This window comes from Candidatus Hydrogenedentota bacterium (assembly GCA_012730045.1).
Classification (GTDB): Bacteria; Hydrogenedentota; Hydrogenedentia; order Hydrogenedentales; family CAITNO01; genus JAAYBR01.
This window is the reverse complement of sequence record JAAYBR010000104.1, coordinates 25,287-41,672: the sequence shown is the minus strand read 5'-3', so window position 1 is coordinate 41,672 and position 16,386 is coordinate 25,287. Positions and strand designations below refer to the sequence as shown.

The 16,386-nt window shown below is 67.3% G+C and carries 10 protein-coding genes; 6 read left to right on the top strand and 4 right to left on the bottom strand.

What is annotated here, in order from left to right; translation table 11 throughout:
- Positions 1-3 precede the first annotated feature (3 nt).
- From GXY15_11010 to GXY15_11000, 3 genes are all read left to right on the top strand, one after another.
- Entirely contained in the window at positions 4-1,677 is a 1,674-nt protein-coding gene (locus GXY15_11010) for a tetratricopeptide repeat protein (protein ID NLV41741.1), read from the top strand.
- Between the two features lie 70 nt (positions 1,678-1,747).
- Positions 1,748-2,164 carry an RbsD or FucU transport gene (locus tag GXY15_11005; GenBank protein ID NLV41740.1) on the top strand — a complete coding sequence of 139 codons (417 nt, stop codon included), beginning with the start codon at positions 1,748-1,750 and terminating at the stop codon, positions 2,162-2,164.
- A 225-nt stretch (positions 2,165-2,389) separates the two neighbouring features.
- Positions 2,390-4,180 carry a hypothetical protein gene (locus GXY15_11000; protein ID NLV41739.1) on the top strand — a complete coding sequence of 597 codons (1,791 nt, stop codon included), beginning with the start codon at positions 2,390-2,392 and terminating at the stop codon, positions 4,178-4,180.
- 352 nt (positions 4,181-4,532) lie between these two features.
- Here GXY15_11000 and GXY15_10995 read toward each other — a convergent pair whose 3' ends face one another.
- The 3 genes from GXY15_10995 to GXY15_10985 are packed head-to-tail and all read right to left on the bottom strand — an operon-like array spanning position 4,533 to position 9,987.
- Positions 4,533-6,326 carry a 2Fe-2S iron-sulfur cluster binding domain-containing protein gene (locus tag GXY15_10995; protein NLV41738.1) on the bottom strand — a complete coding sequence of 598 codons (1,794 nt, stop codon included), beginning with the start codon at positions 6,324-6,326 and terminating at the stop codon, positions 4,533-4,535.
- A gap of 17 nt (positions 6,327-6,343) precedes the next feature.
- On the bottom strand, positions 6,344-9,451 hold the full coding sequence (gene nuoF / locus GXY15_10990) for an NADH-quinone oxidoreductase subunit NuoF (GenBank protein ID NLV41737.1): 3,108 nt from the start codon (positions 9,449-9,451) through the stop codon (positions 6,344-6,346).
- Positions 9,448-9,987 (bottom strand): NAD(P)H-dependent oxidoreductase subunit E, encoded by a 540-nt coding sequence (locus GXY15_10985; protein ID NLV41736.1) that lies wholly within the window; start codon positions 9,985-9,987, stop codon positions 9,448-9,450. Before GXY15_10985 ends, nuoF begins: the two co-directional genes overlap by 4 nt.
- 409 nt (positions 9,988-10,396) lie before the next feature.
- On the opposite strand from GXY15_10985, the gene GXY15_10980 reads away from it, so the two are divergent.
- Entirely contained in the window at positions 10,397-11,986 is a 1,590-nt protein-coding gene (locus GXY15_10980; GenBank protein NLV41735.1) for a sugar isomerase, read from the top strand.
- A gap of 91 nt (positions 11,987-12,077) precedes the next feature.
- Here GXY15_10980 and GXY15_10975 read toward each other — a convergent pair whose 3' ends face one another.
- A complete protein-coding gene (locus tag GXY15_10975; protein ID NLV41734.1) occupies positions 12,078-13,382 on the bottom strand; it encodes a DUF1080 domain-containing protein in 1,305 nt (434 codons plus the stop codon).
- A 267-nt stretch (positions 13,383-13,649) separates the two neighbouring features.
- Between GXY15_10975 and GXY15_10970 the strand changes: the two genes are divergently transcribed.
- Both GXY15_10970 and GXY15_10965 read left to right on the top strand, forming a co-directional pair.
- Positions 13,650-14,441 (top strand): hypothetical protein, encoded by a 792-nt coding sequence (locus GXY15_10970; protein NLV41733.1) that lies wholly within the window; start codon positions 13,650-13,652, stop codon positions 14,439-14,441.
- A gap of 373 nt (positions 14,442-14,814) precedes the next feature.
- Positions 14,815-16,377 (top strand): S41 family peptidase, encoded by a 1,563-nt coding sequence (locus tag GXY15_10965; GenBank protein ID NLV41732.1) that lies wholly within the window; start codon positions 14,815-14,817, stop codon positions 16,375-16,377.
- Positions 16,378-16,386 lie beyond the last annotated feature (9 nt).

Genomic DNA, 16,386 nt, shown 5'->3' with positions numbered 1-16,386 from the left:
CCGATGAACACACGCCAGCGGGTCTGGTTGGCCGGGGCGGCGGTGGCCGTCCTTGCGGCGGCCGCCTATGTGAACACCCTGGACGGGGGGTGGGTGTGGGACGATGTGTCGTCCGTGCTCCTGCACCGCCACGTTCAGGACCCCTCCAAGATCGGCCAGCTCTTTCTTGAGGACCAGCATGCCTTCGGCATGGGGCAGGGAAACTTCTACCGGCCCCTGCTCTCCGTCTCGTTCATGGCGGATTATCTGCTCTCCGGGGGGCCCTCCCCCGAGGCGACGGCCGCGTCGGGAAAAGGCTATCCGGACGTGCCCCCCCTGGTGTTTCACCTCGACAGTATCGGCTGGCACGCCCTGGCTGCCGTGCTGCTCCTGTTGCTGCTCCTGCGGCTGGGCACCCCTGTCGCGGCCGCCGCCGGGGCTGCGGCGGTCTTCGCGGTGCATCCCCTGCACACGGAGGCCGTGGCCTACATCAGCGGCCGGGCGGACATGATGTCCGCCGCGCTCATGTTTGCGGCGCTGCTGCTGTGCCTTTCCGGGCGCGGCGGCGCGCGCCGCGCCCTCGCCGGGGCTGCGGGGATGGCGTGCCTGGCGGGGGCCCTGCTGAGCAAGGAATCCAGCCTCGTGTTTCCCGTGCTGCTGGCGGTGGTGCTGGGGGTGGACTGGGCGGCAAAACGCGCGTCTGCGGAGGAGGCGGCGCCGCGCGCGGCCGGGCATTTTGCCCCCCTGGCGGCGGCGGTGCTCGTGGTGGGGACCTACATCGCCCTTCGGGCCACAGTCCTGAATTTCGCCCCGGCGGACGCGGCGGCGACGGAGGCGGCCCCGCTGGGAAACCGCCTGGTGGACGTTTTTCAGGCGTTTGCCCTGTATCTGCGCCTGCTCTTCCTGCCCACGGGGCTGCACATGGAGTGGACCCTGGACGGCTATCCCGGATGGCTGGCGCTGCCCGGGGCGGCGGCGTTCCTTGCCCTGGTAGCCGCCGGGGTGCTGGCCGTCCGGTCGGGCCGGTTCCGGATCGCCGGGGGCATCCTTTGGTTCATCGCCGCGTGGCTGCCCATTTCGGGGGTGTTTCCGATCAACGCGCCGCTGGCGGAGCACTGGATGTACGTGCCCATGGCGGGGTTCTGGTGGGCCTTCATGGAGGGCATCCACCGGGAGCGGGGTGCGTTCCGCCGGGTCATGCCCGCGGCGGCCCTGGCGTTGGTGCTGCTCTTTCTTCCCCTGACGGCGGCGCGCAACGCCGACTGGCACGACAACGAACGGCTCTTCCGCGCGACGCTGGCCGAGAACCCCGGGTCGGCCCGGGTGCATTATAATCTCGCCGTGACGTATGAGGACGTGCTCAAGAATCCGGCGGGCGCGCGGCGGCACTATGAGGCCGCCCTCCGCACGGGCAGGGCCCCGGATGTGGCGGACATCCACCTTTCCCTGGGACGCGTGCTGGAGCGGATGAACGATCCCGCCGCGGCCGCCGCGGAGTACGAGCGGGTGCTCGGCCGCCGGGAGGGGGCGGCGGAGCTCATGGTGCATGCGGCCCTGGGGCTCGGACGCTGCCGTCTTGCCCTGGGGGACTGGGGCGGCGCGATGAACGTCCTGCAGCAGCTGGCCAGCCGCGAGCCGGGCCTGCTGCCCGAGGTCGAGCGGCTTTTCGGCGCGGCGCCGTTTTCCGAGGAATACTGACGCCCCTGGTTGAATGCGCGGGCGCATTGGTCTATGATGGCGGAAGTCCGCACGGAGAAGAGAGGAAACCATGCTTAAACAGCGACTGACCCATCCCGAGATTCTGGAGGCCCTGGCATCCGCCGGGCACGGCTCCCGGGTGCTCATCACGGACGGCAACTATCCCGCCAGCACGCAACTGGGGGACAATGCGGCCCTGGTGTACCTGAACCTGGCGCCGGGCATGCCTTCGGCCACCGATGTCCTCAAGGTGGTGCTCACGGCGATTCCCGTCGAGGAGGCGGCGGTCATGGAGCCGGCGGACGGCCCGGAACCCGCCATCTTTCACGAGTTCCGCAGTCTTCTCCAGGAGGTGCCGCTGGTCTCCTATGACCGGTTCACCTTTTACGAGGAGGCTTCCGGTCCGGACACGTGCCTCCAGATTGTGACGGGCGAACAGCGGATTTACGCAAATATACTCTTGACAATCGGAGTGGTCATGCCCTGAAATGACGGGTGCCCGCTTTCGGGGAAATCGCAGATTCTGACGGAGCTTGTACGGAAACTCGCGGGAGAACGGCGGATTTGGGGTCTCCAGGGGCCTCGGATGCCCGTTTCCCCCGGGCGATTTTTTTGTAAAAAGATTCTTGACACTTTTGCCCGTCCATGCTAGAATGCACAGCGTGGTCCAATGGACTGAGACGGTAGAAACACGCGAACGGAGGTAGGTCTGATGGCCGATGACAACCTTTTTGGCGCGGAGCCCCCGGAAGAGAACGAGAAGAGACCGGCAGACGACATGGGCGCCGGCAATCTTCCGCCGCTGAGCGACTTTGATTCGGGTGGAGGACTCGACGAAAGCGAGCTTCCTCCGCTGGCGAATTTTGAGACGCACGATCCGGGCGCACAGGGCGGCTTGCCGCCTGTCGGCGACATTAACATCGAGACGCCCATGCCCGCGGGCGGCAACATCAAACCGCCGCCCCCCGGATTCGATGATGTGGGACAGGTGTCCTCGTTCGGCCTTGGGCGTGGCGGAACGGGCTTCCAGGATCTCGCCGCAGACAGCGATTTCTCCCCCGAGACCCCGGACATTGGGCCCGGCCCCGACACCAGCCTCGACACGCCGATCTTTGACAGCGCCTTCGGCCCGGCGGATTCCACGTTTTCCTTTGGCACCCCGACGCCCGCGCCGGCGCAGGCCCCGGAGACTCCGGTCTTCGGTGAGGCGGATTTCGGCGTGGAGACGCCCGCCATCGGCGCCCCGGACGCCTTCGGGGGCGCGGCCCCCGGGGCCAGCACTCCCGCCCCCGATTTCGGCCCCGACACGGGCTTCGGCGGCGGCATGGACATGGGCTTCGGCGGTGTGGGCGCGGGCATCGGCGCGGCCTCGACCGGCCCCAGCGGCCCCAGCGGCCCCGTGGGAAGGAGCGGCAAGAGCATCACGGCCAAGAAGGGCGGCCTCAGCCCGATGGTCGTGATTGTCACGTGGATTATCTTCATCCTCGGCGGCATCCTTGCGCGTCCGTTCCTGGACGACTATCTGGCCTTCCTGCCCGCATCGCTGCAGAGCCCGCTCAAGGGCCAGATCGCGGAGCGGGAGCAGCAGATTGCCAGCTTGAACAGCCGCATCGCCACGCTGCAGTCCATTCCGGCCGCGGACGGGTCCGGCGTGGAGATCACCGAGGAGCGCCGGATCGAACTGGAGCGCCTCATCAGCGAGAAGTCCCAGCAGCTGGAGCAGCTGAACGGCCAGGTGGAGTCCACCAACGGGACGCTGTCCGAGCGCCAGAGCCAGCTCTCCTCCGTGGAGCAGCAGATCGCCGACAAGAACGAGGAGTTCGCGAACGCCCAGGCCGTCTACGAGGACCTGCGCAACGAGACGGCGATCATCCAGGCCCGCCAGCGCGGCCTGGTGGCGGAAGTGGAGCGGCTCACGGGCTATGTGGGCGAGCTGGAGGAGGCCAACGCCCGCAGCATCGCGACCAAGGACGCCCTGGTGCACAACATTGACCGTCTCCTGATCCAGGTGAAGGAGGCGATGCCCCTCATGCCGCAGAAGTACGACTACACCATGCGCCTGGGCGCCGTGCAGTCGCTGCGCGACAAGGCCGCGGCCGCGAAGTGGGTGGATCCGGCGCTGCAGGAGGAGTACGCCTCCTTCTACATGCGCGAGATGGAGATCGCCCGGTCGAACGAGTACTTCTTCGCCCGCCTGCCCGTGACGGACAGCCTGGGCGTGACCACGCAGAAGTGGGCCGAGTGCCTGCTGCGGGGCAACTGGGGCGTGTACTACCGCACGCTGGACGGCAAGAACATCGGTGTCTATGAGAACCTCGGCACGGTGGACGCGCCCAAGTGGGGCTTCCGCGAGGCGCTGCCCGTGGACGCCCAGAAGGCCATTGAGGCCACCGTCGTGGCCAACCGCGTTCCCGACTACCAGAACAAGGTGCAGATGCTCGCCGAGCGCCAGGTGGCGTCCGAGAACGGCACCCCCTGGCAGCGGAATTTCGACTCCCTGTAAGCCGGGGAGCCCGTCTGGAACATCCGGGCGGACGGTCCGAAAGGGCCGTCCGCCCGTTGCTGTTTAAGGAAACGGGGAGGGAACCACCGATGAACGGCGATGAACACCGATGGGGGCGGCGGGGGGGGGCGTCACGGGGGCGCGCCGCTCTTTGTCTGAACGAGGATGCCGGAGCCGGATGCTGGGGGGACACGGGCTTCCAGCCCGTGTCCCCTCCCTGGGCGGTCCCGGCATCCATGGCATCACAACCGCATTTCGCTCCAGGGCATCCCCCTTCCGAGCACGCCCCGAAAGGAACGGGCGGGCGGCCCGAAAGGGCCGCCCGCCCGCGAAATGCAGGGGGCGGGTCAGGTCACACCTTCTCGCGGGGCGTGTAGCGCGTGTGCAGGAGGTGGTGGGACACCTCGCCGAGCGGATGGCCAAGGAACTCCTCGTAGATCTGCTTGATGGCGGGGTTCTCGTGGGACTTGCGCAGCGGCCGGCCCTCGTCCTCCTGGTAAATGGCTGCTATGCGGGCCTTGCGGACGTCGTCGGTGCAGAAGCGGGGCTGGCCGCCGCCGCCGATGCAGCCGCCGGGGCAGGTCATCACCTCGATGAAGTGGTACTGGCGCTCGCCCGACTTGATGCTCTTGATGAGCTTGTCGGCGTTGGCCAGCCCGTGGGCCACGGCCACCTTCACCGTGACCCCCTCCAGGAATCTCCACGCCTCCACGGTGCCCTCGATCGTGAGGGAGGCCTCCTTGATGCCCTCAAGCCCCATGATCGGCGCCACATGGAGATTGTCCGCGGGGAGGGGCCGCCCGGTGACAAGCTCGTAGGCGGTCCGGAGAGCGGCCTCCATCACGCCGCCCGTGTTGGCGAAGATGTCCGCCGCGCCGGTGGAGACGCCGAGGGGCGCGTCCATCTCCTCGTTGGGGAGGTTCTTGAAGTCAATGCCCGCCGCCTCGATCATGCGCCCCAGCTCGCGGGTGGTAAGGACGGCGTCCACGTCCTGCACGCCGCTGTCGGTCATTTCGGGACGGGAGCACTCGAACTTCTTGGCGGTGCAGGGCATGACGGAGGCGCAGAAGATCTCCTCGGGTTTCTTGCCGAGCTTCTTCGCGTAGTACGTCTTCGCGATGGCGCCGAACATCTGCTGGGGCGACTTGCACGTGCTCAGGTTCGGCAGGATGTCGGGGTGGTAGTACTCGGCGAACTTGATCCAGCCGGGGGAACAGCTCGTGAACATGGGCAGGGGCACCTGCTCGCCGTCCACCAGCGCCCTCTTCAGGCGGGTGAGCAGCTCGGTGCCCTCCTCCATGATCGTGAGGTCCGCCGTGAAGTTGGTGTCAAAGACGCCGTCGAAGCCGAGGCGGCGCAGGGCGGCGACCATCTTGCCCGTCACCAGGGTGCCGGGCTCGTAGCCGAAGCACTCGCCGAGGGCGGCGCGGATGGCCGGGGCCGTCTGGACGACGACATGCATGTCCGGGTCGTCAATGGCGTTCCACACCTTTTCGATGTGCTGCGCCTCCGTGATGGCGCCTACGGGGCAGACGGCGGCGCACTGGCCGCACTGGACGCAGGGCACCGAGGCCAGCTCGCGCGCGAACGCGGGGCCGATCACGCTGTCGAAGCCGCGCCCCTGCGGGAAGAGCGCGCCCACGCCCTGCACCTCGCCGCAGACGCTCACGCAGCGCCGGCACTTGATGCACTTGCTGTTGTCGCGCACCAGGGCGGGGGTGGACAGGTCCATGCGCGGCGCGGCGGTTTCGCCCACGTACCGGTTCTCGCGGATCCCCAGCTCGTGGGCGAGCTTCTGGAGTTCGCAGTCCTCGTTGCGGTCGCAGGTCGTGCAGTCGCCCGCGTGCTCCGAGAGGAGCAGTTCGACGACCGTGCGGCGCGCCTCGCGGACGCGGCGGCTGTTGGTGCGCACGACCATGTTGGGGGTGGCGGGGGTGGAGCAGGCGGCCGCGAGGGCGCGGGCCCCCTCGACCTCCACCAGGCAGACGCGGCAGGCGCCGATGCACTGGATGCCCTCAAGATAGCAGAGCGCGGGGATGCGGATTCCGGCGGCGCGGGCCGCCTGGAGGATGGACATCCCCTGCTCCGCCTGCACGGCGGCGCCGTTGATGGTGAGATTCACCGTTGCCACAGTTGTCTCGCTCATGGTTGTCTCCTTGGTGTTCAAACGCGTTTGCCGAATTCACACCGGAGGCAGCGCTTCGCCTGGCGCGTGGCCACGGGCGCTTCCCAGCAGTGCTCGACTTCCTCGAAACTGTTCTTGCGACGCTCCACGGGGATGGTGGGCATCTTTTCGCGGGCGAAGGCGGCGGGGGCCTCCTCGGGGTCGAAGGCGACCGGCACCGGCTTGTCCGTGCGCCAGAAGGCGTGGTTTGCGCCCGTGAGCATGTGGTCAATGCCGACGGCGGCCCGCTCGCCCGCGGACACCGCGCCGACCACGGAGTCCGGACCCGTGACGGCGTCGCCGCCGCCGAAGATCCAGCCCGCGCTCGTCTGGCCCGTGACCGGGTTCACCTCGATGAACTGCTTGTTCTGCTTTTTCACCGCGACCCCGCCCAGGAGGGCGTCCAGGTCCAGCGCCTGGCCGATGGCCGAGATGACCTGGTCCGCCGGCAGGACGAAGGAGTCGCCGGCGGCCTCGGGGCGCCGGCGGCCGCTGCGGTCGAAGCCCGCCAGCGACATGTGGCGGCAGCGCACGCCGCAGACCCTGCCGTTCTCCGTGAGGATGGCCTCGGGGAGGGTGAGCATCATGAGCTCAACGCCCTCGTGCGTCGCCTCCTCGATCTCCTCGTCGTAGGCCGGCATGTCCTCGCGGCTGCGGCGGTAGACGATGGTGACGCTCTCGGCACCCAGGCGCAGGGCCGTGCGGGCGGCGTCCACGGCGGAGTTGCCGCCGCCGACGATGATGACCTTTTTCCCGACGGGCACGGACCCGCGCATGTTGTAGGTCTTGTTGAACTCCATGGCGTCCACGACGCCGTCCGCGTCCTCTCCGGGGATGCCCATCTTGGAGCCCTGCGGCGCGCCCACGCCGAGGAACACGGCCTCATAGCCCTGCTCCTTCAGGCCCTCCAGCGTGAAGTCCCGGCCGAGCTTTTTGCCGGTCAGGATCTCGACGCCCATGTTCTCGATCATGCGGACCTCGCGGGCGAGGATCTCGCGGGGCAGGCGGTAGGCCGGGATGGCCTGCACCAGCATGCCGCCCGGGCGCTCCTCGGCCTCGAAGATCTGCGGCTTGTAGCCCATGCGCGCCAGGAAGTACCCGCAGGAGAGCCCGGCAGGGCCCGCCCCGATGATCGCGATCTTCTTTTTCGCGTTTTCGGGGTTCTCGCGGACGTCGGGCAGCTGCACGGTGACCTCCTGGTCCGCCATGAAGCGCTTGACCCCGCGGATGGCCACGGACTCGCCGTCCACCAGCGTGTGGCGGCACTTGGTCTCGCAGGAGTGGAAGCACACGCGGGCGCACACGGCGGCCAGCGGGTTCCGCTCGCGGTGCAGGCGCAGCGCCTCGGCGATGCGGCCCTCGCTCACAAGCGCCAGGTACCCCGGAATGTCCACGTTGGCCGGGCAGGCGCTGCGGCAGGGGGAGTCCACCAGCGACGGGCAGATGCCCGGCGTGCACTTTTTCTGGCGGATGTGCTCCTCGTACTCGTTGCGGAAGTGGCGGATGGTGGAGAGCACCGGGTTGGGCGCGGTCTGGCCGAGGCCGCACAGCGACGTGTCGCGGACCTGTTTCCCGAGCTCCTCAAGCTTCTCGATGTCGCCCTCCTCGCCCTCGCCGTTGCAGATGCGCGTGACGATCTCGAGCATTCGCTTGGTGCCCACGCGGCAGGGGACGCACTTTCCGCAGGACTCCTCCTGGACGAACTCCAGGAAGAAACGGGCCACGTCCACCATGCAGTGGTCCTCGTCCATGACCACGATGCCGCCGGAGCCCATGATGGCGCCGAGCTCCTGCAGGGACTCGTAGTCGAGGGGGGTGTTCAGGTACTCGCGGGGAATGCAGCCGCCGGACGGGCCGCCGAGCTGCGCCGCCTTGTACTGCTTGCCGCCGGGGATGCCGCCGCCGACGTCGTGGACCAGGTCGCCCAGGGGCATGCCGATCGGCACCTCGACCAGGCCGGCGTTCACAATGTTGCCGGCCAGGGCGAACACCTTGGTGCCCTTGCTCTTCTCGGTGCCGTGCTGCGCGTACCACGCGCCGCCATTAAGGATGATGGACGGCACGTTGGCGTAGGTCTCGACGTTGTTGAGGATGGTGGGCTTGCCCCACAGCCCCTTGACCGCCGGGAACGGCGGGCGGGGCCGCGGCTCGCCGCGCTTGCCCTCGATGGAGGTGATGAGGGCGGTCTCCTCGCCGCAGACGAAGGCGCCGGAGCCCATGCGGATTTCCAGGTCAAAGGAGAACCCGGAGCCGAGGATGTTCGCGCCCAGCAGCCCCGTCTCGCGGGCCTGCCCGATGGCCATGCGCAGCCGCTCCACCGCCAGCGGGTACTCGGCGCGCACGTAGACATAGCCCTGCGGCGCGCCGATGGCGCACGCCGCGATGGCCATGCCCTCGATCACGCTGTGGGGGTCGCCCTCGAGCATGCTGCGGTCCATGAACGCGCCCGGGTCGCCCTCGTCCGCGTTGCACAGGGCGTACTTCATGTCGCCCTCGGACTTGCGGGCGAAGCTCCACTTCATCCAGGTCGGGAAACCCGCGCCGCCGCGCCCGCGCAGGCCGGAGGCCTTCATCTCCTCGATGACCCCGTCGGCGCCCAGCGCGCCGAGCGCCTTCGCCAGGGCCTGGTAGCCCTCCGCCGCGATGTAGTCCTCAATGAGCTGCGGGTCGATCTTCCCGCAGTTGTGCAGCGCCAGCTTCGTCTGCTTCGCGAAGAAGGGGATGTCGTCCCTGCGCGGGATCGGCTTCCCCTCGGCGTCCTTGCGCAGGAGCCGCTCCACCAGCTGGCCCTTCTGCAGGTGCATCGCGACGATGTCCGCCGCGTCCTCGGGGGCCACGTGCTCGTAGAAAATGTCGTCAATCTGGACGAGCGGGCCGGAGACGCACGGGCCCATGCAGCCCGTGTGCACCATGCGGACGTGGACGTCCGTCATGCCCGCCTTCGCCAGGGCGTCCTTCAGCGCCGTCTCCACCTTGAACGCGCCGGAGGCGATGCAGCCGCCGCCCGCGCACAGCAGGAGGGTCTTGCCGCTGAACGCCGCCAGCTCCTTCCGGCGCGCGTCGCGCGCGGCGTTGAGGTCGGCGACAGAGGTGATCTTTGTGGTCATGACACGCCTCCTTTTCCGTCCGCCCCGCTCTCGCGGTACTGGTCGAGGATTTTCGAAATCTGGGTCGGGCGCACGCCCTGGTGGACATCGTCGTCCACCACAACGACCGGCGCGAGCCCGCAGGCGCCGAAGCAGCGCCCCACGTCCAGCGAGAAGTCCCGGTCCTCCGTCGTGCCGCCCACATCCACCTTCAGCGCGCCCTTGAGCGCGTCCAGCACGTCCTTGCCCCCGCGCACATAGCACGCCGTGCCAAGGCACACGCGCACCAGGTGCTTGCCGCGGGGCTGGGTGGTGAAGAAGGAATAAAAGCCGACCACGCCCGCCACTTCACTGAAGGACTTGCCCAGGCTCTCGGCGATCTTCTTGAGCGCCGGCTCCGGCAGGTAGCCGAACAGGCTCTGGGTGATCTGGAGGACGGGGATCAGCGCGCCGGGCGTGTCCTTGTAGTCCGCCAGCACGGTGTCCAGACGGGCCAGGAGTTCCTCCTCCGTGGCCGCCTCGGCGCAGACACATGCATCTTTTCGTACCTCTGTCATACAAGACCTCCATGCCCCGTCAGGAGCGGTTGCGTGTTGCGGTTCTACACTGCCGACAAAGGACGGGCTTCCTGCGGCTTTCCCGGCAAGCAGAGAATACTTCGGAAGCCCAGGACAGGATAGCACAAGTCTTTGCAAAATAAAAGCAAAAATGAAAAAATCCAGAAAAAGTAAGCAAACAAAACAGCCGATTAGCACCATAAGCATCAACGCGAACAGCTATACCTAATGTTCGGTATACAAAACCGCTCTGCCCGTACCGAACGGTCGGTAGGGCTGCGGCGGTCTTTTCAGTGGTTCCGGGCCCGTTTCGGGTATCCGGAAAACGCGCCCCCCGGAGCGCGTCGTGTGCGCCTCACCGGCGCAAGGGAAAAGATTGCCATTGACGGATGCCCGGGGCTTGGTTAGAATGGCTTCGGCCGGACGGGGCCAACAGCACAGGAGTGAGACAATGGAGCACAGGCATTCGGGTTGCTGCGGCTGTTCGCTGGAGGGGATGAAGCGGCGGTCGTTTCTCGCCGCGCTGGGCGGCGCGGCGGGGGCGGCGGCCGTGACGGGCTGCGCCACATCGGCAAGGGAGCGGGGGGCGGTGACGCCGCGCGTGCGCCCCACGGTGGCGAAGAAGACGCTGGTGGTGCAGCCGGTGCTGGTGGCGGAGATTTACCAGCGGCGCGAGGCGACCAGCTGGCGTCCCTGGGGCGGCATTAAAACCGAAGGCGACGTCCAGACGGAGATGGTGCGCATTAACCGGGAACTGGCGGGCCTGAAGGCGAAGGCGGAGTTTCCGCTGGAGATCCGGCCGCTGGAATGGGTGCGCGGCGGGGACAAGGCGGCGGCGCTGCGCGACGGCGACGCCGACCTGATGCTGATCTACGGCGCGTCGGGCGAGCTGGAGCCGCTCCTCTCCGACAAGCGCAACAACCTCGTGTTCGTACGCCACCGTTCCGGCCCCGTCTACCTGTGGTACGAAATCGTCAGCCCGCGGCTGCTGCGCAAAACGGTGGACGAGCTGGGCCAGCCGGGTCTGATGCCCGCCGACGTGGTGGTGGACGATTATGAGGATGTTCTGTGGCGGATGCGCGCGTGCTATGCCCTGAAGAACACCGTCGGCTCCACGGTGGTGTGCCTGGGCGGGGCGTCGGGCTGGGGCGAGGGCGGGCGGAAGGCGCCCGACATCAGCTCCACCACGTGGAAGATGAACCTGGTGAACTATCCCTACGAGGATCTGGCGAAGCGCATCGCCTCGGCGCGGAACGACCCCGCGCGGGTGCGCCGGGCGGAGGACGACGCGAAGGCCTATGTGGACGACCCCAAGGTCAAACTGGAGACGGACATGGGGTATGTGTCCCGCGCGTTCCTGCTGGCGGAGGTGTTCGAGGACGTGATGGCCGACCACAACACCGATGTGTTCACCATCAACAACTGCATGAGCGTGATCATGCCCATGTCCGAGACGACGGCCTGCCTGTCCCTGACCCTGCTGAACGACTCCGGCAAGCTCGCCTTCTGCGAGTCCGACTTCGTGGTGATCCCGTCCGGCGTGCTGCTGCACCATGTCGCGTCCACGCCGGTGTTCCTGCAGGACCCGACCTATCCGCACCACGGGGTGATCACGCTGGCCCACTGCACGGCGCCGCGCCGGATGGACGGCAAGACGCTGGAGAAGGCGGTGATCCAGACGCACTTCGAGTCCGACTACGGCGCGGCGCCCAAGGTGGAGATGTGCCTGGGCCAGACGGTCACGGTGATAGACCCCGACTTCAACAACCAGCGGTGGATCGGCTTCCGCGGGCAGGTCGTGGAGAACCCGGCCATGGACATCTGCCGCGCGCAGGTGGACGTGAGCATCGAGGGCGACTGCGCCCTCCTCGCCCGCGAGATGCGCGGCTTCCACTGGATGCTGTCCTACGGCGACCACCTGAAGGAGACGGGCTATGCCCTGAGCAAGCTGGGGGTTGGCTGGCTCAACCTCGGCACCGGCAACGCCCTCGAGGCGTAGTCCGGGCTGACGCACACGAAACCGCCCCGGTCCGCGTCACTGCGGGCCGGGGCGGCGGTGTTTCAGGGGGCACCGTGCGGCGCTCCGGGGATCACTGCTCCTTGATGAGGAGGTTGCGGTACTCCATGAGGGTGCTGTGGTTCTGGAGGCCGATGTAGCCGCTGGTGCGCTTGAGGCCCGGGTGCTCGGCCAGTTTGTCCGCGTGCTCCGACAGGTCGCCGTCCACGATCTTCGTGCCGTTCAGCGTGACCTGGATCTTTTGGCCCTTCACGCTGATCACCATCGTCTGCCACTCGCCCGCCTTCTTCGTGGCGCGGGTGGACGGCGCGATGGTGCTGTACACGCTGCCGCAGTACTGCCAGGGCTTCAGGGTCTTGTACTCGTCGCCGTAGTCGTCGAGCACCTGGATTTCCGACCCCTCAAACGCGGGGTTGCCGTCGTGCGGGGCGCGGATGAAGACGCCGCTGTTGCCGTTCGCCGGCACGCGGAACTCCACGGACAGCTCGAAGTCGCCGTATTCCTTCGTGGTGGACAGCCAGCCGCCGCCCTCGCCGCTGGTGACGAGCAGGCCCTTCTCGGCCTTCCACGTCTGGTTCTCCCCGCCGACCTGCTTCCAGCCGGTGAGGTCGCGGTTGTTGAAGAGCGGCGTCCAGCCGTCGGCCTGCGCCGCCAGGCGGGCCAGGTACGGCTCCACGGCCTCCGCCCACAGTTCATAGCCCTTCTCATTCGGGTGCAGCAGGTCCGGCATGACCTCCTTGGGCAGGTTGCCGTCCTGGTCCAGGAAGACCGCGTTGATGTCGAGATACTCCACCATCGGGTCCGCGTCCAGCTTCGAGAACAGCGCCGAGGCGTCCTTCACCTTCTGCTGGAACTCCGGCGCCACGTCGGCGCGCGGGAAGATGGCCAGCAGGAGGATGCGCATTTCCGGCAGGCGCTGGCGCAGCAGGGTCACGATGGCCTCCACACCCTGCGCGATCTCCTCCGCCGAATTGTCCCGGTGGTTGTTCGTGCCGATCATCACCATCGCCACCTTCGGGGAGACACCCTCGATGTTCCCGTTCTGCAGGCGCCACAGCACATGCTCCGTGCGGTCGCCGCCGATGCCCAGGTTCACGGCGTTCCGGTCGGCGTAGCACTTCTCCCACACCCCCTTGCCGCCGCCCTCCCAGCCGTGCGTGATCGAGTCGCCGATGAACAGCATGTCCACGTTCCCCTGCTTCACGCGGGCGTTCATGGACTCATGGCGGTCCATCCAGCCCTGGTCGTTCCGGGGGACCGGCACCACGGTCGCGGGCTGCGCCCACGCCGTTGAAACCGCCGCAAACACCGCCAGGCACACAAGCGCGGACACCGCCGCGCGGGACGAGACACGCCCCAGAATGGCAAAACGTCGCATGGGAAGATCCTTTCGGTTGGGGCCCCCAGTGTACAACCTTCCCCCGGCGAATTCCAGAAAGCCGCGGGCCTCCCGCGCAGTCGGACGGGTCCGACCGGTCCGACCGGTCCGACCGTCTGGCCCGACAAGCCCCCGCCGCGAAATCTGTTGCGACTGGGAGGTCTCCTGGGACGCACTCTGCCGGGCTGGTTGCAGTGTGATAGACTTCCGGTCAGGTGTTGCGGCCCGCCCGATGGTGGCCGGTGTGCCCGGGAGGATGGTGTGGGAATGATAGACTTGGACCGTATTGAGAGACATTTCCATGCGCAACCGGAAATGCACCCATTCAGGATGTCCGCGTCCCTGTTCTTCGTTGTCATAAACTTCCTCGCCCTTACCGCGCACACGATGGACAATCCGCGCGCATTTGCCAGCGGGTTTGCGGTGATCTTCTGGACTGCGTGCGGATTCCTGATGCTCTTGGCCGCCTTTACCGGCGGATACTGGCTTCCAAGGATCGTTTACGCCGGCTTCGTTCCACTTGTTCTCCTTTTCATCTATCAGTTCAGGGTGTTTAACGAGGCAATCGCATTTCTCATGGCGGGGTTGTCCCTTGTTTTTGTGGCGCTGTCGTGTTTCCACGGGTTGGTCTGGAAAAGGGCGGCTCGCGCGGATGCCATCCCCCTGAATACCGGCCTGCTGCCTCAATACAGCGTTTCACTGATTGATCTGACGGTGCTCGGAACTGTTGCGCAGCATGCCATGTCCTCTTCAATGGAGGGGGGAGCGTCTATCGGACTCATGCTTGGGGTTGTCTGGCTGTATGCCGGCACCCTTTTTGCCTGCAGATTCTCGGGAACATGGGCGCGGATGTTGAGTCTTTGCCTGCTGCTGGCCGGGTTTAGGGCCATTGCCCGGTTCTCCCCGGACATGGGGGCCGCCGGCGACATGATCCTACTGGTGCATGCGGGCCTTTTTCTTGGCGTCAAGCTTTTTTCTCTGCTCTTGCGGGGAGTCTGGCCGATCATCAAGGCGCGTGTTCCGGATCTGTGGCGGGAGGAGGCCCGGCACGGGGACTGAGCGAGGCGGAGTATCAGCGACGGCCAAAGATGAGCGGGCTTTCAAAGAACGGCGTGCCGGGACGACGGCGTTTCTGCAAGACCCCAAGACAAGGCCAGCGTGACGCTGGCGGTACGGTGGCGGTTATGCGCGGGTTTTGCCGTACCGCCGCCGTCCCGGCGGCCTTGTCTTGGGGTCTTGGCGACTCACGGGGCGGCGGTTCCCTTTTCCCCGTTTCGCAACGGGCGGGGGGTATCTGCTACACTTCGTTTGCCGCCGCGCGGGGCCTTGCGGGCCGGTTTTGCGGGAGGCGCGCCCGGGCGGATTCCGGGCGTCCGCGGGCGGTGTGGTGTGTTTCCGACCCCTTCGGGGGGCCGGGCAGGAAAGGTGTTTCATGCCCAAGCGTAACAGCAAAGCCGAGTTTTTCAGCCTGTTTGGCTTTCTTCTGGCGGGGGCGCTGCTGCTCTCGAACGGGTTTGTCGCGCGGCTGCACGCGGCGGACGAGACGGATGTCTACCGGGAGCTGGAGCCCGTGGGGGTGGTGATGGACACCATCCTCCGGGAGTATGTGCGCGATGTGGAGGTGGAGAAAGTGGTGGAGGGGGCGCTCATCGGCATGATGGGGTCCCTGGACCGGAACAGCTCCTTTATCTCCGCGGCCGACCTGGAGGCGATGCGGGAGGACACGAAGGGGGAGTTTGAGGGGATCGGCGTGTCCATCAAGCAGGAGGAGGACGGCGGGATCATCGTGTTCCATCCGCTCCCCAACTCGCCGGCGGCCCAGGCGGGCATCAAGGCCTTTGACCGCATCCTCGCGGTGGACGGACAGTCCACGAAGGGGATGGACACGGCCGGCGCGGCGAATCTGATCAAGGGCCGCCGGGGCACAACGGTGACGCTGTCCATCGGCCGGAAGACGGAGAACGCCCCGGCCGACTCCCCGCTGGAGATTCTGGAGTTCAAGGTGCGCCGGGACAAGGTGCCGCTGGAGAGCATCAAGGAGGCGCAGATGCTGAAGGGCGGCGTCGCCTATGTCCGCATCAGCGACTTCAAGGACAACTCGGGGGCCGACCTCGCCAAGCGCCTGAAGGAGTTCACAGACGCCGGGGCGAAGGGCCTCGTGCTCGACCTGCGGTGGAATCCGGGCGGGCTCCTGTCGGCGTCCAAGGACGTGTGCGAGCTGTTCCTGCCGAAGGGGTCGCTGGTGACCTACACGCGCGGCCGCACCGGGGCCGACGGCAAGGCGAACAAGGACGACCAGCGGCTGGTGACGGGGCGCAAGCCCGAGCTGCCCGAGGGCATGCCGGTGATCGTGCTGGCAAACAGCCAGACGGCGAGCGCCGCCGAGATTGTGACGGGGGCGCTCCAGTTCTACGAGCGTGCGCTGGTGGTGGGCGAGAAGACTTTCGGCAAGGGCAGCGTGCAGACGATCATCCCGCTGATGAAGCCCGAAACCACGGCGCTGCGCCTGACCACGGCGCTCTACTACACGCCGGCCGACGTGACGATTGACCACCAGGGCATCCTGCCGGACGTGGAGTCCGAGATGACGCAGGAGCAGGAGGAGGCCCTCGCCAAGCAGATGTTCACCTCCTTTGAGAACGCCCCGGACAACCAGTACAGGCAGAACCACGGCAGCATGACGGACTATCCCGTGACGGCGGAGACGGTGGAGGACCTCCAGCTTCAGCGCGCCCTCGACCTGCTGAACGAGGGGGCGGTGTGGGAGGAGACGGTGAAGAAGCACCACCGCGACGTGCATGACACGCAGATGACCGCCGAGGAGGCGGAGAAGCGCAACGGCAGCGGCGCCGCGCCGGCGGAGACCGCCGAACCGGAGTCCGGCACCCCCGAGACCCCCGCCCCCGGGGCGGCCCCGGAAGCCGCCCCCGAGGCGGCGCCTGAAACGGCGCCCGAAGAGGCCCCGGACGGCGACTTCACCGAGCCGGTGTGGTGAGGGCGCGCG